Source organism: Streptomyces sp. NPDC048506 (assembly GCF_040651315.1).
Taxonomy (GTDB): domain Bacteria; phylum Actinomycetota; class Actinomycetes; order Streptomycetales; family Streptomycetaceae; genus Streptomyces.
In genome coordinates this window covers 1-19,028 of record NZ_JBEZIX010000093.1, presented here as the reverse complement: position 1 = coordinate 19,028, position 19,028 = coordinate 1, and the positions used below count along the sequence as shown (strand labels likewise).

The window sequence follows — 19,028 nt, the reverse complement described above, 5'->3', positions numbered from 1 at the left end:
GCGCTCGTGGCCGCCGTCGCCGCCTCACACGACGGCACCGTACGAGCCGAGAACACCGGCCGGGGCGCGGTGGTCACCCTGGACATCCCCTGCTGACGGAGAACCTCGCCGGGATCCACCAAAGCCTCACCACGCATCCCCCCTTGACGAACTGCGTCAAACGCCTGGTGAGCTACCCCCAAGCATGAGCGATGCGTAGCAGACGGACGGAGCACGAGCCGTCGGAAGCAGGACCGAGCATCCCATCCGGGTGGCACTGACCTGCGAGGACAGCCCCCAGCATGGCCCAACCCCCTCGATCAGGGATTCTGTCCCGCCTCCGAAACGGGGACTGCGGCCGCGCATGTCATGCCTCTGCCCGGCAGGGGCATCCTTCGCGCAAGCCATTCGCGTGCCACGACCGGCACGTGACAGGTGCCCCCTGAGAGCCGTTGGGGAGCCGACCCGTTCCCCAAGCCCTCCCGACACCACGCGAGACCCACCGAGTCCAACCATCTGACCTTCGGAAACGCCAAACAGGCAGGTGTCGATCCGGTCCGAACCTCATTCGGGATGACGGGGGTGTGGGTTCACGAATCCAGCCCTCCGGGAAGGTCTCTGCGCGTGAGCGATGCGTGAGCGGACGGTAGAGCACAGGGCATCAGAAGCAGGACCGACGATCACGCCGGGCGGCGCGTACCTGCAAGGACAGCGCCACCCAGCATGAGGGGGCGGGCGAGCCCGTCGAGTAAACCTCCACCCGCGGCGTGGCAGTGGGTGCCACGGCGGCCGTCATTCCCCTCTTCGGTCTGGTTCCGTCGATCTCCGCGTCGGACAGCCCGATCACCATCGTCCTTGCGGCCGCCTGTGCTTTGGCCCTCTTCGCGGTCTCCCAGGTGACCATTTCGTGGTCCTACCACACTGACCGGCTCGGCGAGTGGTTCCGGCTGGCGCTGCTGGTGCCGCTCGCGGCGCTGTCCGTGGTACTCCCTCTGTGGCTTGGCAAGGACTGGACGATTCTGCTGACGTATCTGGCGGCCACCTGCGCGGTCGCCGTGCCGCCCAGGACGACTCTGCCTGCGCTGGCGACCTCGGTCTCGCTGGCCGTTTTCGTGGCCGAGCACGTCGACGGAGCGGACACCACCTCGCTGGTGGTGATGACCGCTGCGGTCGGCCTCGCCATGACCACCTACCGCCGGATCCTCGACCTCAACGCCGAACTGCGACGCACCCGCCGCGAACTGGCGCGCGCCGCGGTGACCGAGGAACGGCTGCGTTTTGCCCGGGACATGCACGACACGCTGGGCCATGACCTGCTCCAGCTGAACTTGCGCACGGAGGTGACGCGACGGCTGTACCGGGCTGGTGAGACGGACGTGGAGGCAGAGCTCCAGCAGATCGAGGACGTGGGTCGCCAGTGCCTGGAACGGGTGCGGGAGGCGGTCACCGGCTACCGGCAGCTCAGCCTTCCCGCGGTTGTCGAGGAGGTCCGGCCGACGCTGGCCGACGCCGGTGTTTCAGTGACGGTTGACGCCACGACGGACCTGCTTCCCCAGGAAGCGGAGACGGCACTGAGCTGGGTCGTCCGCGAGGTGCTGACGAACGTGGTCCGGCACGCCCATGCGGCCCACTGCCAGGTCACGCTGTCCACGGAGGGCGGCCGTGCCGTCCTGGAGGTGCTCGACGACGGCAAGGGACCCGTCCGGCGTCCGATGTCAGGACCGGACGGGAACGGCCTGGCCGGTCTCACCGAGCGGGTCACTGCCCTCGGCGGGTCCCTCCGGACCAGCGCTGCACCTGGCAGCGGCTTCCGCCTCCTGGCCGCCGTCCCTCTCACGGGTTCCGCGGCCTCAGAGGGCTCTACGGACTCCATGGCCGCGGCTTCCCTCGCCAACTCCCTTACAGAAGGCACGTCATGATCCGGGTGCTCCTCGCCGAGGACCAGGCCATGGTGCGCAGCGCCATCGCGACGCTGCTGGGTCTGGAGCCGGACATCGACGTGGTGGGCCAAGCATGCGACGGGCCAGGCGCGGTGTCAGCCGCCCGGGAGCTGCACCCGGACCTGTGCCTGTTGGACATCGAGATGCCCGGGGGCAGCGGGCTGGACGCCGCGGAGGTCTTGCATGCCGAGCTGCCCGAAACGAAGGTCCTGGTCTTCACGGTTTTCGACCGACCCGGCCATCTGCAGCGCGCGCTCGCGGCGGGGGCCGGCGGCTTCATCGGGAAGAACCGGCCGGTGGACGAGCTCGCGGTGGCGATCCGCCAGGTGATGGCCGGGGAGACCGTGATGGAGCCCGCGCTGGCCGCCACCGCGCTGCGGGCCGCGCCCAACCCGCTCACTGCCCGGGAGCGGGAGATCCTGGCCGCGGCGATCGACGGGGCGCCGATCCCGACCATCGCGAAGCGGGTGTGTCTCTCCGAGAAGACGGTACGCAATTACCTCTCCTCGGCCATCCAGAAGACGGACTGCGCCAACCGCTTCGAGGCGGCCCATACGGCCCGCGAAAAGGGGTGGTTGTAGAGCCGGCGATCGCGGGCTCCACAAGGACCGTGGCGGCAACGGGGTCAGCGGCACGCTGTCCGTGCAGCGGGCGCCGCGGACGAGGCGCAGCGGCAGTGTCTCGCTGATTTCGACTCACCTGAGCCGGCGTTCCTCGATGGTGACCGAGCGTGTGGTGGCCAGCGACAGCAAAGCCTCCGCCCTGGCCCACCTACCCTCGGGACACTTCCACGCCAACGCCGCCTGGCTGACCCTGTGGGCCATGGCTTACAACCTGCTGCGGGCCGCAGGCATCCTGGCCTCGGCATTCCACGCCAAGGCCACCACCGCCACCTTGCGCGCCCAGCTCGTCCGTGTCCCTGCCAGGATCGCCCGTTCCGCCCGGCGCCTGACACTGCACCTGCCGCAGCATGGCCCTGGCAGGATTCATGGACTCAGTTGTTCGCCGCCGTCCACGCACCGCCCGAAGCAGCCCTACGTCCCTGACCACTTCGCCCACCAGGGCCCAACCGGAGCCGAAATCGTGGAAGAGCTGGGCAGACCAGCGGATACCTCTTACCCGCATCGGTCCCAGCCCCCAACCCCCTGCCTCGGAAGATCACTTCAAGATCCCGCCGGTGGATCGAGGCTAAGACATCGCCGGAAGGCTGGCTCAAGGTCGCGTCGTCGGCGTCCAGTTGTTTTTGCGGGGCGGGATCCAGAAACACACCACTGCCGCAGGCGACAGCAGTGACTTGCTTGGCCTGTTCTCTGGTTCCAGCACTTCCGTCAGACAGGGCATACAGGGAAAACTGATCACCTCTCACTTCAAGAGCAGTCAGAAGTCAAAGGAAAGTCAAGCCGCTCGGGCTCCGACTCCATCCCATCGCACAGCACAAGCATCCGCCCTCGGCCGATGCGGACTTCACCAGCAGGCATCCGCATGGCCACCATCATCGTCCCCCGGCGAGCGGCATCTCGCACCTCCAGTGAAGAACGCGCTGCCCCGCCGGGTCGCCGACTCCGGGCGCAACTGCGGAGCTTGGGCTGGTGGGTGCCTCGTTCGGTCTGTCCGGTAGGCGCGACTGCACTTTGTTCCACGGGAGTTGTCGCATCGTCAACAAGAGCAAATGGGGCATATGGGCTAATATTGCCTCATTGGATCTGCTCGCCTGGTGACGGTGTACCCCGGCACCTGGCGTACGTAGGAGAGAGGGTGGCAGCGATGACAACGCACAGTGTCCTCGTGCCTAGTGGTGAGGCTCTTCAGCGGATTGCCGAGGACCGAGCAACACGAGTGGTGACGACCCGACAGGTTCCGTTCTTCGAATTGCATGGTGAACCCACTGAGCTGTGCCCGGTGGGTACCGTCACGGTCGTCATGGGCCTGGCAAGCTCTGATCTGCTCGCCGAGGTGGAAGCGGCGCTGGAGCAAGGCGACCGGGAGGCGCTGAACTCCTCGATCCAGGCGGCGCGCGAGCGCCGGCGGGTACAAGAGCGTATCGAGACAGCAGGATCGGGGCTCCTCCCGGAGTCCCAGGCGCTCGAATACGCCCTGCAGGCCCCCGCCTACGCCGATGTGCGCTATCTGGGCCGCACACTGGTCAGCAACATCTTCCCGACCACTTCGATCGACTTCGGGCGCTTTTTCATGCCGTACGCGGGTGGACCGCTCGAGGCATCGGATTTTCAGGCCGCCCATTACCTGAAGGAAGCCGACTCAGAGCCGTTCGAGATTTTCGTCGTGGCGCACCCGCCCACACTGTCAGCCGAGCAGAAGGCTCTTGCGCGACGGCTGCCGCTGGAGGAACGGGAGATGCTGATCACGCCAGGAGACTTGCTGATCGCCACGCCCACTGCTTTCGTGGCAACCGTCACCGCTGCCCTGGTGGGCGCAGCTGTCGGATACGCAATCGGACGGGCGCTGCAGCATTTCTCAGTCGAAACATTCCAGGAGATCGAACGGCGTGAGCTCTCACGACAAGCACTGAGCCGCAGGCTGGGCAACATCTCGCCGGCCGCCTCGGTGCAGGAGCTGCTCGCCGCCAAGAGAGAGGCCTTGGCGGGTCTATGAGTATCCTCAGCTTGTGGGGGCTCGGCGGCCTGTTCGCCCTCTGGATAGTCCTCACGATCGCTTTCCAGTTCCGTCGTCTGCAGGCGGGCATGCGGATCCGCGACCCACTGTTCATGCTCCCCAGCTGGTCGTTCTTCGCCCCGGTTCCCAACACCAGCGACTTCACGTTCTGCGTCCGCTACGACCATGCCGGAGAGATGACTCCGTGGCGGAGGCCGCATCACCCCTCCCACCGCAGCCTGTCCTTTCTGTGGGATCCTGGCCGACGGCAGCGAAAGGTCGTGGTTGACCTGAGCCAGAGCATCGCGGAGTCGACGAAGAGCGGTGGCACGTCCCTGATCCATTTCAGCACTTGCTACTTGCTGTTGCTGAAAGTCGCGAGCACCCAGCCGGAGACACTGTTTGCCACGGGCGTGCAGGTGGCGATCGCCGTACGACCCAGCGGCGCACAGAACTATGAGCTCTTCTTCCAGTCGCACGTCCACGAGCTCGGCATAGGTCCCGCTCTCGTGCCATCTGAGGTGACCAGGAATGACCCTTGAAACGGCTCTGCGGCTGTCAGGAGCTCTGGTCGCAGCGAGCTCACTCTTCATCAGCGTCGAATACGCCGTGCTGGCCCGAGCCGGATTCTTCGCCGCGAGCGGGATGCTGGACTGGGAGGCCCTCTCAACGTCCCGCCGGTGGACATCGTCCGGCCGGCTTGCCGCAGTGCTGAGATCAGTCTTCGCTCACAAGCCCTTCACGGCATTGCTGATGCTGCAGGCCGCCTGCTCCCTGGCGATCGGCCTGGGGGTGTTCCTCGGGGCGTTCGTCCTTGCGGGCATCGGATGCCTCGGGTGGTACATCATCGGGGTGTTGTGCGCGGTTCGCCATCCTTTCGGGCGGGATGGCGCGGATGAGATGGTGCTGCTGTTGACGGTAGGGCTGACCGTGGCCTTCCTGGTGCCGTCACGGTCGGCAAAAGTTATCGCGGTGTTGTTCGTGTGCGCCCAGCTGACGCTGTCGTACGTCGTCGCCGGACTGTCAAAGCTCCGGTCCCGGGCATGGATGCGTGAGGGCGTCCTCGGTGGCATCCTCAGTACTGAGGCATACGGTCGCATGCCGAGGGTGGGTCGCTGGATACGGAGCCACCGACGCTTCGACCTCGCAGCCGGTCTTGTCGTCGTTGCGCTCGAGGTCGCCTATCCCGCCGTCCTGGTGCTCCCGCTGTCGTACGCGTCTCTGTGGCTGCTGGCCATGCTCGGGTTCCATTTCGCTACAGCCGTAGTCATGGGCTTGAACACGTTCTTCTTCGTATTCTCCGGCGCCCTGGTACTGATGTACTGGCTTGTCGTCGCCTACTGAGACGGGACTGCTGCAGGATCGGGTGACAGCGGGGTTTATGCAGCCAAGGCTGCTGGTGAGGTCATGATGGTCTCGTACTCGACGGGGGTCAATCGGGCCAGCCGCTTCTGGCGTCGGCGCCTGTGGTAGGTGCGTTCGATCCAGGCCACGATCGCTATCCGCAAGTCCTGCCGGGTGGCCCAGACTTGGCGGTCGAGGACGTTCTTCTGCAGCAGCGCGAAGAAGCTCTCCATCGCCGCGTTGTCGCCGGCCGCACCGACTCGGCCCATCGAGCCGACCATGTTGTGCCGGGCGAGAACAGACACGAACTTCCGTGACCGGAATGCGAGCCGCGATCCGAATGCACAATGCATCCGGCCACCTGGCCACGGCGGGCGACGGCGGATTCCAGCGCGTTCACCGTAAGGCGGGACTTCATCCGGGAGTCGATGGAATAGCCCACGATGCGACCCGAGAACACGTCCTTGACCGCGCACAGATACAGCTTGCCCTCGCCGGTTGGGTGCTCGGTGATGTCTGTCAGCCACAGCTGGTTCGGGACAGCGGAGCTGAAGTCGCGCTGCACCCGGTCGTCGTGGACGGGCGGCCCTGCCTTGCTGTTCTTGCCCCGTCCTCTTCGCTTACCGAAGACGCTCCACCAGCCGTTGTCCCGGCAGATCCGCCAGGCGGTCCGCTCGGCCATCGGCTCACCGGCGGCGCGGGCCTCGTCGAGGAGGAACCGGTGACCGAACTCGGGATCGTCGCGGTGAGCGTCGAACAGGGCGTTGCCGCGGTATGCCTCGGCCGTCTCGGCGTCGGTGACCGGCCGGTCCAGCCACCGGTAGTAGGGCTGGCGAGCCAGCCCGAGCACCCGGCACGTCACCGCCACCGGCACCCGGTAAGGGGCGTCAGCGGCGGCCAGCTCGCGGACGAGCGGGTACGGGCCTGCTGCACGATCGGGTGGCCCCCCTGTGACAGCCGCGCCGGGGCTCCAGCCCCAGCCCGCGGCTTGGTGGCCGCGTCGTCAGCCGAGGGTGACCGAACCCCCTTTGACGTCCACCTTGGCAGGTGGCAACGGCCTGGTCGCGGGCCCGCTCTGCACGCTGCCGTCGGTGATGTCGAACTTGCTGCCGTGGCAGAGGCAGTTGATGGTGCCGTCGGCGACTTCGCCGACCAGGCAGCCCGCGTGGGTGCAGACCGCGGAGAACGCCTTGATCTCGCCGTCCTTCGGCTGGGTGACGACGACCCGCTCGGCCTTGAAGATCTTGCCGCCGCCGGTGGGTATCTCGGCGGCCTTGGCGAGGGCGGCACCGCCGCCGGCGCTGCCGTCCCCGCCTGCGCTGCCACTGGCGCTGCCGCTCCCGCCGGCGCCGCCGTCCGCGCCCCCGCCCGCCGGTTGCGAGCCGGTGGGGCCCGCGTCCGTCATGCTGCTGCCGCAGGCCGCGAGCGCCGCCGTCAGCCCGGCCGCGCCCACCGCCGCGACGACGGTCCGCCGGGCCGCCCCGCGCCCCGTGAGGGCGGGGGCGCCGGCCGCCGTCTGTGACGTCACCGCTTCGGCCGCCGTCCGCTCCGATGCTTCCTGTCGAGCCATGGTGTGCCTCCGGTTCCTGGTGGTCCTTCGGTGCCCGATGTGCTCCAAGGGCGTTGCACAGGGTCCATACGGAGGGGCGGACGGGAGCGTTCAGTCCTTGAGCGACGTGCGCAAGAAGTCCAACTGGAAGTACAGCAGCTGCTCGACGACCACCGCGTCGGCCGGCGCGTGGGTGGCGCCGGGCAGCGGCAGCACGCTGTGCGCCTTGCCCGCCGCGAGCAGCTCAGCCGAGAAACGCAGGGTGTTCGCGACCGTCACGTTGTCGTCCGCGAGCCCGTGGATGAGCAGCAGGGGACGGCTCAGCAGATGGCCCTTGCCGATCAGGGAGGAGTGCGCGTAGTTCTCCGGCTGTTCCTCTGGCTGGCCCAGGTACCGCTCCTTCCAGTAGGTGTCGTACAACCGCTGCTCGGTGGGCGGGGCGCCGGCGATCGCCGCGTGGAAGACGTCGGGGCGGTGCAGCACCGCGGCCGCTGCCAGGAACCCGCCGAACGACCAACCGCGGATCCCCACCCGCGTCAGGTCCAGATCGGCGAACTGCTCCCCGGCCGCCCGCAGGCCGTCCACCTGGTCCTCCAGCACGGGAGTGAGCAGATCGCCGTGCAGGGTCTTCTCCCAGGCCGGCCCCCGCCCCGGGGTGCCGCGCCCGTCGATCACCAGCACCGCGAAGCCCTGCTCGGCGAACCACTGCGACACACAGCTGTGCCAGTTGCGGGCCCGTCCCACCACCTGCATGCCGGGACCGCCGTAGGGGTCGAGCAGCACCGGCAGCTTCGCCGCACCGTCCTGGTGCCACGAGGGCAGGAAGAGGGCGCCGCGCAGCTTCCGCTCGCCGAGCGTGAGATGGATCGGCTGAGTGGTGACCACCGGCTCCTCGGCGAGCGACGCGATGCCTCCGGACGCCGGGCTCGGGGTGGCTCCGTCCGCCGGCTCGTCCGGTACCAGGTGCACTTCGGCGCCCTGCGGGGTCACCCCCGCGAGGACGACCGTGCCGCCCCGGCCCACGCCCGTGTACCGGCCGGGGCCCCGGCTCAGCCGGCGGTTGTCGTGGCCGGGCTCATGGCGCCACACATGGGTCTCCAACGGGTCCTCGCTCGCTGTGAACAGCACCCGCTCGCCCTCGACACCCAGGACGGCGCGCAGGTGCAGTCCCTCCGGGGTGACCCGTCGGCCGCCGACGGTCAGGTACCGGGTGCCGCCGTCGTCCTCGGAGGACACCAGCGCGCCGGAGGCGGTACGGGCCGGGGTGCCGGGCACCAACTCCACCCACGCCGGGTCGGTCTGCTCGTGCCGCACCTCGGTGGCCCCGGTCGCCGGATCGACCGCGAGCGTCCGCAGGGTACGCTGGTCGCGGCTGTGCACGGCGAGGAACGGACCGTGGGCGTCCCACCCCGCGTCGACGAGGTACTCGTGGGCCGCGCGGTCCCACACCACCTCCACCCGCTCGCCCTCCAGGGAGAGCAGCTGAACGGTGACCACCGCATTGGGCGTACCGGCCGCCGGGTACGCCGTCACCCGCGGCGGTTTCGACGGGTCGGCCGGGTCGCCGAGGTAGCGCCGTGCCACGGGGCCGGTGTCGACCCTGGCCACCAGGAGCCGGCGGCTGTCCGGCGCCCACCAGTAGCCGCGCATCCGGCCCATGGACTCGGCCGCCACATACTCGGCGAGCCCGTAGGAGATCTCCGGCCCCTCCGCCTGCGCCAGTTGCCGGTCGCCACCGGTCAGGTCGACGACGTGCAGCGAGCGGCCGCTCACATAGGCGATGCGCCGGCCGTCGGGGGAGGGGCGGGGGTCGAACACCGGTCCTGCCGTCGGCACGGAGAACGGCGCAGCGCCGTCCGTGCGGACCGCCCAGAGGCCCCCGGACAGTGCGAACGCCACGAGCTCGACGGCGGCGTCGGTCGCGTACGACGCCACCCCCACCGCCTGCTCGCGGGCCCGCTCCCGGCGCAGCCGCTCCTCCTCGGGGACCGCTCCGCCCGCGTCCGCCACCAGGAGCACCGGATCGACCAACAGCCGTTCCGTGCCGTCCTCGTACTGCCACAGCCGCCCTACCGGATCGGTGCCCGAGCCGGTACGGACGAAGAGCACGCGGCGGCCGTCGGGGGAGGGGGTGAACTGCCGGGGGACCCCGAGGGAGAACCGGCGGCTGCGCGCCAACTGGCGCGGAAATCCGGTGGAGTTGTCGTCGCTCCCGGCGTCCCCGGGGCGCGGGGTGCGGGTGGGCTGTGCGGGGTGCACGGTGGTGCTGTCCAGGGTGCTGTCCAAGGTGCTGTCCAAGGTGCTGTCCTCCATCAGGTGTGGTCGGGTGCTGCATGGTTGCGGTGGTTCGGGCACTGCGCTCGGCGGGGTGGTGCGGCCGGCGCCCGCCGGATCAGGGCCGGGGCGACGATCCACAGGCCACCGCCGCCGCGACGGTGTGGCCCGTTCGGTGCGGATGCGTGTGTCGCCCGGTGGTGGGCCGGGCCGGGCCGTGCGAGATGCGGATGCGGCAGCCGGCTCCGACCGGTCGAACCGGTCCGGTTCCTGAGGTGCGCTCCAGGGCGCGGGGCCGTCGGCCCGCGATGCGCCGCGAGGCGCGTCCGGCGGCTCCGCCCGTCCGCCGGACGGGTGAGGGCGACCATGCGCGAGGCCCGGTGGACGCGGTGTGCGTTCGGGGGCCGAGGGACGCTATCGGTAGCTGATCTTGTTCGTCAAGAGGGCCGGTGACGGGAACCCACGGCCCGGCGGTGAAACGGCTTCGGGGGCGGGGCGACTCGAAGGGGTGAATCCGCGCACCCATTGCGACGCCTGGGTTCGCCCTGGGCCCGGGGCGAACCCACGATGAAGTCTCCGGGGGATTTGTATACATCCATCCAAGAAAGGCTCCTCGGTGGACGAGCAGATCGTACAGGTGAAGATCCATCCCGCCATTGGCATAGCCCGGGTCGGCAACAGCGACAAACAGCCCTTCATCGGCCCGGAGTCACCGGACCAACCGCCGCTGCCGCACGACTCGTACAAGGACGGTACGGGGAAGATCATCCGGCAGGCCGCTCGTTTCCGGATCTACGGTTACAACAAGGAAGGCAAGGTCGTCCGGGAGCTCAAGCCGGGTGAAGCGGGCGTGACCGAGATCAAGTGGTCGGTGCACCTCGCCAACAAGAAGGCCGCCTGGTACCAGTTCCACATCCCGCTCGACATCGACGAGGCCAACGCGCTGCCGGACGACAAGCGGCGCCGGCGGAACTTCGACATCAAGCAGGAACAGCGGAAGAAGCTCGTCAACGACCCCGGCCGCAAGACCCTGCTCGCCTCCAAGGCGGAGACCGTCACGTTCGACGGGAAGATCATGGACAAGCCGGTCTCGCTGGGTTCCGCCTCCGCCCAGGCCGACGGCCGCCTGGTGGTCGTCGGCGGCGTCGGCAGGTCGGCCTCCTTCGCCACGCCGGAGAAGCCGATCTCCGGGGTCGCCAACAACGACACCTGGTACGACGACGTCTCCGACGGCCCGATCACGGCGGAGGTCACCATCAACGGTGCCACGAAGACCGCGCTCGAGGCGTGGGTCGTGGTCGCCCCGCCGCACTACGCCCCCGGCGTGAAGACCGTCCGCACCCTTTACGACCTGCTCTACGACGTCTTCGTCACCGAGAAGACGCTGCCCACCGTGCAGAAGATCTCCTACCCGGACCACATTGAGCCGCTGCTGAGCCGGTTCTGCCAACTCCAGTGGGTCAACCACGGGTTCGCCACCCAGTTCGGCTGGAAGGGCCCGCACGACTTCCTCCACCCGGACATGCGCAAGCGGCTCAACGATCCGAGCGACACCAGCAAGGAGCTCCGCCGCCAGGTCTACGTCCAGATGCGCGACTACGCCCGGGACGGCAAGTCCCCGGTCCCGTGGCCGTGGCTGTACGGCGACGCCATGTCCAGCGTGCCCAACTCCGTCCGGCAGCACATCACGCTCTCCCCCGAACAGGACCGGATGCTGGCCCTCTGGGCCGACGGGACGTTCACCCCCGGCCCGACCCGTACCGGCTACCCCAAGGTGGACGAGGCGCCGATCGCCGAGCAGCCCGGCCTGCTGGACCGCGCCGCCCTGGAGAACTGCGCCGCCGACGCGTTCCACCCAGGCTGCGAGGTCACCTGGCCGATGCGGCACAAGACCATGTACTCGGAGCCGTTCCGCATCCTGCACCGCCAGCCGGAGAACCCGGAACACGACTACGGCGACGTGCTCAGCCTCGCGGACGCCCTGGGCAAGAACGGCCCGCTGTACCAGCAGGGCCCCGGTGACCTCACCCGCTGGATGGCCGCCCCCTGGCAGTGCGACACGGCGAGCTGCCGCTCCGGCTACGAGGTGAGCGCCGGTCTCGGCCCCCGCTACAGCCCCTACCTGCCGACCTTCTGGCCCGCCCAGATGCCCAACCACGTGCTCAAGCTGTCGGACTTCACCACCGTCAACACCAAGCCGGCCGCCGGCTCCGACGACAGCGCCAGGGAGAAGGCCTTCGAGAACCGGGCGGTGTGGCTGCGCGGCCTCAACGGCACCGACTTCAACCATCAGCGCCGGCAGATGATCGACGACTGGTACAAGTTCGGCATCGTCGAGATGCGCAAGTACACCGTGGGCGACGGGAAGTTCCCGACGTACTTCCAGGTGGAGTCCGAGCCCGGATACCCGCCGGCACCCGACCACGCCAACCTCGTCAACATCCAGGTGCCCGAGGCGGGAATGCCCCAACTCGCCGCCGCTGCGGACACCTGGACCGGGAGCGTCTCGGCCGAGTCCGTCGAGTCGATGCTCGTACAGCAGGTGGTCCAGCAGGTCATGGCCGACACCGGCCGGGACGAGGCGGAGATCGCCGCCGGGTTCCTGGAGAAGCTCGCTCCCCTCCGCGACGTCAGGTGAGCCCCGCACCCGCCTACGACGTGGTGGTCGCGGGCGGCGGCCCGGCCGGCTGTGCCGCCGCGCTCGCCCTGTTACGCGCCGGGCGTTCGGTCCTGCTGGCCGACGCCGGGACCGGCCCGCCCAAGGCCGGTGAGGCCCTGGTGTCCGTCGGGCGGCTGCTCCTGGCCGACCTCGGCGTCGCCGAGCCGGTCCTGGGCAGCGGCCATCTGCCCTGCCACGGCAACCTGTCCGCCTGGGGCTCGGCCGAACTGCACGCCGTGGACTCCCTCCACGACCCCTACGGCCACGGCTGGCACCTCGACCGCCCGCTCTTCGACCGACGGCTGCGCGCCGCCGCCCGTGCGGCGGGCGCGGACGTCGCCGAGCACACCGCCGTCCGCTGCCCCGCCCGGCAGTCGGACGGCACCTGGCGGCTCGCCCTGCGCGACCGTTCTCACGGCGCGAACGAGCGTACGGTCCGCTCCCGTTGGGTGGTCGACGCCACCGGCCGGCGGGCCGCCATCGCGGTCCGCTCCGGTGCCCGGCGCCGGACGGCGGACCGGCTGACCGCACTCCATCTCACCCTCGACCCGGCGCCACAGGGCACCGCCGACGGCCGTTCGCTGGTCGAGTCCGACCAGGACGGCTGGTGGTACACCGCCCTGCTGCCCTCCCGGCAGCGCCTGGTCGCCTACTTCACCGACCCCGACCTGCCGGTCGCCGCTGCCCGCGGCGCCGAGCCCTTCCGCGACCGGCTGCTGGCCACCCGGCACATCTCCCGCCGGGCCCGCCCGCACGGTCTCACCGCCCTACGGCCGCCCCGCCGCGCCCCCGCGCACAGCGCACACCTGGACCGGGTGCACGGCGACGGCTGGACGGCCGCCGGGGACGCGGCGACCGCGTTCGACCCGCTCAGCTCCCAGGGCATCCTCACCGCCCTCTACACCGGGCTGAGCGCGGGCGAGGCGGTCGACGCCCATCTGCACGGCGACCGGGCGGCCCTGGCCGCCTACGCGGCGAAGGTTCTCACCGCCCGGACCGCCTATCAGCACGGCCACCGCGTCGTGCATGCCCAGGAGACCCGCTGGGCCGACCGCCCCTTCTGGGCCCGGCGGCAGCGGGTCTCCGCCCCCCACCCCCAACCGACGAAAGGCGAGAACGCACCATGAGCAGCACCTCCGACCACACCCACGGAAACGAGCACATCCACCGCTTCCTGATCCTGGGCAAGAAGAAGCTCTTCTTCTACCACCTGGCGCTGTACAACCCGCAGTCCGGCCACGACTACCAGGCGGTGTTCAGCTTCACCATCAAGGACAACGGTGAGCTGCGGGAGATGTACCTGAAGGACCGGGCGCAGCACGAGGACGAGCGGGTCTTCTACTCCCTGCGCTGCCCGCACCACTTCGAGCTCCCCGAGTTGCAGCAGGGCAAGGAGTTCTCGGTCCATCTGGAGCGGGTCGTCGTGCAGCAGGACGGCAGCCGCAAGTTCGAGCAGATGACGACGTCCGAGACCGCGGTGTCGTGCAAGAAGGAGGACGTTCTCTCCTTCCGCAAGCTCGGCAACCTGGACTACCCCGAGTACCTCACCTACCTGCTGTTCGGTGAGGGCGACGAGGTCCACATCGCGCACCAGCTCGCGAAGCGCCCCAACTGGGACGAGGTCGTCACCATCGCGCCCAGCCAGTCCATCGACGTGGCGATGCTGAAGAAGGTCCCCACCTTCGTCATCGAGTCGATCAAGGACGCGCACGACAAGCTGATCGAGAGCCCGCTGAAGAAGAACCAGCAGTACCAGGGCAAGATCAACGGCAATGGCGCGACGGTCGACTTCACCGTCGGCCGCCAGGGCTGGTGGAACCACACCAGCCTCAACAGCTGACCCACCGCACCGACCCGGCCCGGACCCGCGACGTCGTCGTGGGTCCGGGCCGGGCCCCTGGGGGCCGGCCCGCTCGGGCACGGAGGAGGAGCGGGCCCGTGACCCCTCGGGCGGTTCAGCTCGCGAGGTGGAAACCGGCGCCGACGCCCCCGTGGGCGTTCATCTCGTCGATGATGCTCAGGATCGGCGAACTGTGCTGGACGCCCCAGGCGTTGCCGACCAGCGTGTTGCCGCTGACCACCGGGGAGCCGGAGTCGCCGCCGTTGGTCCAGATGAGGTGGGTGAACCAGATGCCGTGGGTGCCCAGCTTGATGCCGCAGGTCAGGCCGGTCCGGTGGCCCTGCTTGCACATGCGGGTCCCGTTGGCGGGTGGCGCCCCGATCGACGTGATGGTCACCCCGCCGACGGTGTCGGTGGCGGCCACCCGGCTCTCGTCCAGCCGGATCACCGCGTAGTCCAGGCCCTTGGGCCCGGTGTTGAGGAGGTTGTTGGGCGTGCTGACGTACGTCACCGTGCCGATGGCGCCGGTCTTCAGGTCGGGGCGGCTGTTTTCGAGCGGCGCGGGGGAGGCGGCCGTCCCCGCGGGCGAGGTGTCCAGGTAGACCTTCTCGCCGACCAGCTTGTTGCCCTGCTCGTCGATGAAGCAGTGGGCGTTGGTCAGGCCCACCAGGTTGCCGGCCGTGTCGCGCCCGACCGCGGTGAGGGTGCAGACGTAGTAGGTCTTGTGCTCCTCCGGAGTCGGCCCCAGCCGGAAGATGATTCCGGTGCCACCGCCGACGGGCGCGCGGGTCTCCCCGCGCAGCGCGGCGCCGGCGTCCGTACGGGGTTCCGTACGGGGGGCCGCGCCCGCGGCCGGGGCAGCGGTGAGGGACATGCTCGCCAGGAGGACGGCGGCGCCGAGAGTGCGTAGGACACGTAACAAGAGATCACTTCCCGTGGTGTCTTGGGCGGTCATGACGAGAACTGCGGATCCAGGTAACCGCCGAGCACCCACCGGAAGCAGGCAATCATCCATTTTGGACTATGTTATCTGCATCACATCCATGGCTCTCCGAACGGGCAACCCGGTGGCTCCTGACCGGGGTTGCCCGCGCTGGTGAAGACTGTGGCCATGGAGTTCTTCTGCTACCACCGCGATCGGCCAAACTCCTTGGCGCTCCGTGAGGAGCTGCTGGAGGAGCACTGGTCCTACATGGACCGGTACGCGGCGGAGATGATCGCCCGCGGCCCGACCCTCGCGGACGACGCGCCCACCGGCAGCGTCCACATCGTCGACCTGCCCGATCCCGCCGCCGCCCGGGCGTTCGCCTTCGACGAGCCCGGCTACCAGGCCGGCGCGTACCGGGACGTGCTGTTGCGCCGGTGGCACAACGCGTTGGGGCGGACCATGTGGGACTTCCCCGGTGGCCGGACCGGCGGCAGCCGATACCTGGTGCTCGGCCTCGGCACGGGACCGGCGGCCGACCTCACCGTGCCGCCCGACCAGGACGAACTGATCGCGTACGGACCGCTGTTGTCCGACGACGGCGCCACCTGGCTGGGTACCGCGGCCCTCCTCCGGGCACCGGACCCGGACACGGCACGCGGGGTGCTGACCCTGGACCGCTACGCCGACATCGAGGTCCACAACTGGCAGTTCGGCGGACGACCGTCCTGAATCGAGGCATCGCCCGCGTTCCCTGTCGATCGCATGCGGCGCATCAAGGGGAGGGGCCACCGGGAGCCTTGCGGCGCCCGGTGGCCCCGGTCGTGGTCAGCGGTGGCAGGAGGGCTTGCGGTGATCACCTCGGCTCCGCCCTCGCGGGTGCCTCACCACCGTCGCGGGCGGTGCCGTCCGGCCGGGTCCGGAGGCAGCGGAGCGCTCATTGCTTCCGGTACTTCTCGGAGACCTGCTCGGCCAGCGCCTGGGAGGTGCGGAGCGCCTTGTCGACCGACTGGGCTCCGGCGATGGCGTTGCTGATCTCGTTGGAGACCTGTGTGCCGAGGTCGGCGAACTCCGGGATGTCGACGAACTGGATGCCGATGGTCGGCCGTGGCTGGAGGCCCGGGTGGCGGGGGTCGGCGCCGCTGATCGCCTTGCGGGCGACGTCGGCGAACGCGGAGGCCGCGGCCCGGTAGTGGGGATTGGCGTAGGTGGAGGCGCGGGTGCCGTCGGGTACGTTGGCCCATCCGCTGGTCCGCCCGACGAGCCGTTGGTACTCCTTGCCCGACGCCCAGGAGACGAACTTCCAGGCGTCGTCGGGCTGTGCGGACGCCTTCCGTACGCCCCAGGCCCAGGTGTAGAGCCAACCGGAGCTGGTGGTCTTCTCGACCGGGGCGGGCGCGTAGCCGACCTTGCCCTTCACCGGGGAGTCCGCGGCCTCCAGGGAGCCCGCCGCGGCCGTGGAGTCGTACCACATGGCGGTCCCGCCGTGGCTGAAGTCGTCCAGGCACTCGGAGTACCCGTAGTCGGCGGCGCCGGACTCGCCGTGCTTCCGGACCAGGTCGACGTAGAACTCGGTGGCGGATGCGAAGCCGGAGGAGGTGAGTTGTGCCTTCCAGTCCTTGGTGAACCACGTTCCGCCGAAGGTGTTGACCACGGTGCTGAGCGGGGCGATCAGCTCCCCCCAACCCGGTTGCCCCCGCAGGCAGATGCCCTTCATGGCGGGCTTCGCACCGTCGGCCTTGGCCGCCAGGTCGGCCACCTGCTGCCATGTGGGGTGGGCCGGCATGGTCAGGCCCTTGGCGGCGAAGACGTCCTTGCGGTACATCAGAAAGGAGGACTCGCCGTAGAACGGCTCGGCGTAGAGCTTCCCGTCGTCCGCGGTCAGCGACTCCCGCATCGGCGTGAGGACGTCGGCCTGCTCGAAAGCCGGGTCCTGGGACGCGTGCCCGTCCAGCGGTAGCAGCCATTTGTTCTTGGCGTACAACGGCACCTCGTAATTGCTGATGGTGGCGACGTCGTACATCCCGGCCGGGCTGGAGAAGTCCAGACCGACCTTGTCCCGGACATCGTTCTCCGGCAGCACGGTGAAGTTGACCTTGATGCCGGTCTCTTCGGTGAAGTGCTCCGGGGTGAGCTTCTGCACCTCTTTCATCTGCGGGTTGTTCACCATCAGCACGTTGATGACGTGATCCCCGGACGAACCATCGGCACCGTCGGCGCCGGCACATCCCGCGAGCAGCGCCCCGCCTGCTAACGCCACGACCGCAGTACGCAATCGAAGTCCACTGAGAACGCTCCGATTCACCCTGATCGGCTCCTCTGTCTGGCCCACGTAGTGGCGGACCCACCCCGCTCCTCTCCATGCGTACGGGGGAAGAGGAACGGGGCGGTCCTCTGGAGGTCTGTCCGTCACCCCTACCACGGTCGGGCAGACCTTGCCGTCCCCTCGGGGAAAAGGGCGGCGCGCGGCGCGGAGTTGCGGTGCGGCACGGCGCTCCTCCGCCCCTCAGTCGCGCCCCCACAGCCTCGGTGGTGCGGTCGCCGCCGGGAAGGGCCGCGCGGGCGGCCGTTGGGGCAGCCGGTGCGGGCGATCGGGCGGCGGAAAGGGCGGGTGGCAGGGGAGACCACGGGGTGCCGCATCAGGCGAGGGGCGATGCATGCGGCGGTCGGCCCATTCCTGCCTTCCGCCAGGGCCGGCGCACCCTCAGTCTGGGGGTGTCGGATGAGCCCGGCCGCCCCTCCGTCGGGGTGCGCGGGCCGGACCGGTAGGTCGGTTCCCCAACCTCACCACCGAAGGAGACCTCACCCATGCCATGTCGCTCAGCACTGCGGCGCTCCCTGGTCGCGCTCACGCTCGCCGCAGCAGTCGTGCCGGTGACCGGCTCGCTCGCCGGGGCCGCGACCCCGACGATCCATCTGTACGACCTGTCGCGGCACGATTCCGTCAAGCCGCGCACGTTCGCGGTGACCCAACACGACGGGCTGAGTGCGCTGCGCTGGGCCCACTGGGGCGCCAGGACGGAGACCGGCACGGGCACCATGAAGATCAACGACTGTGAGCCGAGCTGCGCTGAGGGCCATATCCGCGCCCTACCAGGCGCTCACCTTCAGCTACGCGGTGCGCGGGTCGACCAAGGGCAGCGTTACTACCGCCAGTACCGGATCACGCATCCGGCGTTCACGGCTCAGGAGCGCCACGCGTACTCCCGGTGGACCGACGCCTACGTCCCCAGCGACTTCGGCTAGGTCTGTAGCGCTGAAGGTCTGTAGGTCTGTGGGGCGTGGGCCGCGGCGTGTTGAAGTTGCCCAGCGTTCTCCGCTGCGCTCTCCGCTGCGCTCTCCGCTGTGCTTCTTCTCCTGGCGGACGCGTCGTGCCGGGGTCGTCGGCATCTGATCGGTGGCCTCGGCAATGCGCCCCACTGTTTGTGCCTGCCAACGAACCGGACGGGTGTTAGCCTCCCCGATCTCGGGGTGGCCGCCACGCGCCGATCCGGTGCGAACACAGCGCGCACCCTGAGGGGGGTTGGGCGCCAACTGCTCGCCAAATGCTGCGTGTTGAAGGCGTGCGAGGGTGCGGGATCGCTGTTGGGCGGGGCTGCCTCGGAAGATTTCCTTTCAGACCTTTCAGACGTTGCTGGGGAGGCAGGGGTCTTTGACGACCGGCACGCATGTGGTGAGTTTCAGGGGTGGGTGGCGATGACGGGGGAACCGTGGCTGGAGCCCGGAGATCTGGGGGAGGCGGGGAGTGGTGTTCGGGCGGAGCGGTCGGATGCGGAGTTGGTCGAGCGTGCGCGTGCCGGGGACGATGTGGCGTTCGGTGTTCTCTATGAGCATCATTTCGAGTCGGCTCGGCGTTTGGCCGGTGTCTTTGTGTCCAGTGCGGCGGATGCGGAGGACATAGCGTC

The 19,028-nt window shown here is 69.3% G+C and carries 15 protein-coding genes and 2 pseudogenes; 11 read left to right on the top strand and 6 right to left on the bottom strand.

Annotation, left to right across the window (positions count from 1 at the left end; genetic code table 11):
* The first annotated feature begins 746 nt into the window (after window positions 1-746).
* The 6 genes and pseudogenes from AB0C96_RS41690 to AB0C96_RS41665 all read left to right on the top strand — a co-directional run bounded on the left by AB0C96_RS41690 (window position 747) and on the right by AB0C96_RS41665 (window position 5,876).
* A complete protein-coding gene (locus tag AB0C96_RS41690) occupies window positions 747-1,898 on the top strand; it encodes a sensor histidine kinase (RefSeq protein WP_362925355.1) in 1,152 nt (383 codons plus the stop codon).
* Complete coding sequence (locus AB0C96_RS41685; RefSeq protein ID WP_362925353.1) at window positions 1,895-2,500, top strand: response regulator transcription factor; 606 nt, start codon at window positions 1,895-1,897, stop codon at window positions 2,498-2,500. Before AB0C96_RS41690 ends, AB0C96_RS41685 begins: the two co-directional genes overlap by 4 nt.
* 139 nt (window positions 2,501-2,639) lie before the next feature.
* Window positions 2,640-2,965, top strand: a pseudogene (locus AB0C96_RS41680) (transposase); the annotation flags it as partial.
* Between the two features lie 709 nt (window positions 2,966-3,674).
* Window positions 3,675-4,532, top strand: a complete 858-nt coding sequence (locus AB0C96_RS41675) for a hypothetical protein (RefSeq protein WP_362925351.1) — start codon at window positions 3,675-3,677, stop codon at window positions 4,530-4,532.
* Window positions 4,529-5,074 carry a hypothetical protein gene (locus AB0C96_RS41670; protein WP_362925350.1) on the top strand — a complete coding sequence of 182 codons (546 nt, stop codon included), beginning with the start codon at window positions 4,529-4,531 and terminating at the stop codon, window positions 5,072-5,074. The genes AB0C96_RS41675 and AB0C96_RS41670 overlap by 4 nt, the downstream gene beginning before the upstream one ends.
* The gene (locus AB0C96_RS41665) at window positions 5,064-5,876 is read left to right on the top strand and encodes a hypothetical protein (RefSeq protein ID WP_362925348.1); all 813 of its coding nucleotides are present in this window, start codon (window positions 5,064-5,066) and stop codon (window positions 5,874-5,876) included. Before AB0C96_RS41670 ends, AB0C96_RS41665 begins: the two co-directional genes overlap by 11 nt.
* 35 nt (window positions 5,877-5,911) lie before the next feature.
* On the opposite strand, the pseudogene AB0C96_RS41660 reads toward AB0C96_RS41665, so the two are convergent.
* The 3 genes and pseudogenes from AB0C96_RS41660 to AB0C96_RS41650 all read right to left on the bottom strand — a co-directional run.
* A pseudogene (locus tag AB0C96_RS41660) lies at window positions 5,912-6,795 on the bottom strand (IS3 family transposase); the annotation flags it as partial.
* 84 nt (window positions 6,796-6,879) lie between these two features.
* The gene (locus AB0C96_RS41655; protein WP_362925346.1) at window positions 6,880-7,446 is read right to left on the bottom strand and encodes a Rieske (2Fe-2S) protein; all 567 of its coding nucleotides are present in this window, start codon (window positions 7,444-7,446) and stop codon (window positions 6,880-6,882) included.
* A 90-nt stretch (window positions 7,447-7,536) separates the two neighbouring features.
* Window positions 7,537-9,603, bottom strand: a complete 2,067-nt coding sequence (locus tag AB0C96_RS41650; protein ID WP_362925357.1) for a prolyl oligopeptidase family serine peptidase — start codon at window positions 9,601-9,603, stop codon at window positions 7,537-7,539.
* Window positions 9,604-10,315: 712 nt separating this feature from the next.
* On the opposite strand from AB0C96_RS41650, the gene AB0C96_RS41645 reads away from it, so the two are divergent.
* From AB0C96_RS41645 to AB0C96_RS41635, 3 genes are read left to right on the top strand one after another with little or no spacing between them, the layout of a single operon-like run.
* A complete protein-coding gene (locus tag AB0C96_RS41645; RefSeq protein ID WP_362925344.1) occupies window positions 10,316-12,337 on the top strand; it encodes a LodA/GoxA family CTQ-dependent oxidase in 2,022 nt (673 codons plus the stop codon).
* Complete coding sequence (locus AB0C96_RS41640) at window positions 12,334-13,485, top strand: FAD-dependent monooxygenase (RefSeq protein ID WP_362925342.1); 1,152 nt, start codon at window positions 12,334-12,336, stop codon at window positions 13,483-13,485. Before AB0C96_RS41645 ends, AB0C96_RS41640 begins: the two co-directional genes overlap by 4 nt.
* Entirely contained in the window at window positions 13,482-14,198 is a 717-nt protein-coding gene (locus tag AB0C96_RS41635) for a hypothetical protein (protein WP_362925340.1), read from the top strand. Before AB0C96_RS41640 ends, AB0C96_RS41635 begins: the two co-directional genes overlap by 4 nt.
* Before the next feature lie 115 nt (window positions 14,199-14,313).
* Here AB0C96_RS41635 and AB0C96_RS41630 read toward each other — a convergent pair whose 3' ends face one another.
* Window positions 14,314-15,072 (bottom strand): trypsin-like peptidase domain-containing protein, encoded by a 759-nt coding sequence (locus AB0C96_RS41630; protein ID WP_362925338.1) that lies wholly within the window; start codon window positions 15,070-15,072, stop codon window positions 14,314-14,316.
* Between the two features lie 237 nt (window positions 15,073-15,309).
* Here AB0C96_RS41630 and AB0C96_RS41625 point away from each other — a divergent pair, with 237 nt between their 5' ends.
* Window positions 15,310-15,855 (top strand): YciI family protein, encoded by a 546-nt coding sequence (locus AB0C96_RS41625; protein WP_362925337.1) that lies wholly within the window; start codon window positions 15,310-15,312, stop codon window positions 15,853-15,855.
* A 205-nt stretch (window positions 15,856-16,060) separates the two neighbouring features.
* Here AB0C96_RS41625 and AB0C96_RS41620 read toward each other — a convergent pair whose 3' ends face one another.
* On the bottom strand, window positions 16,061-17,383 hold the full coding sequence (locus AB0C96_RS41620; RefSeq protein ID WP_362925335.1) for a sugar ABC transporter substrate-binding protein: 1,323 nt from the start codon (window positions 17,381-17,383) through the stop codon (window positions 16,061-16,063).
* Window positions 17,384-17,931: 548 nt separating this feature from the next.
* On the opposite strand from AB0C96_RS41620, the gene AB0C96_RS41615 reads away from it, so the two are divergent.
* Window positions 17,932-18,369 (top strand): hypothetical protein, encoded by a 438-nt coding sequence (locus tag AB0C96_RS41615; protein WP_362925333.1) that lies wholly within the window; start codon window positions 17,932-17,934, stop codon window positions 18,367-18,369.
* A 378-nt stretch (window positions 18,370-18,747) separates the two neighbouring features.
* Here AB0C96_RS41615 and AB0C96_RS41610 read toward each other — a convergent pair.
* Window positions 18,748-19,028: hypothetical protein (locus AB0C96_RS41610; protein ID WP_362925332.1), on the bottom strand; the 281-nt coding region annotated here is incomplete at its 5' end.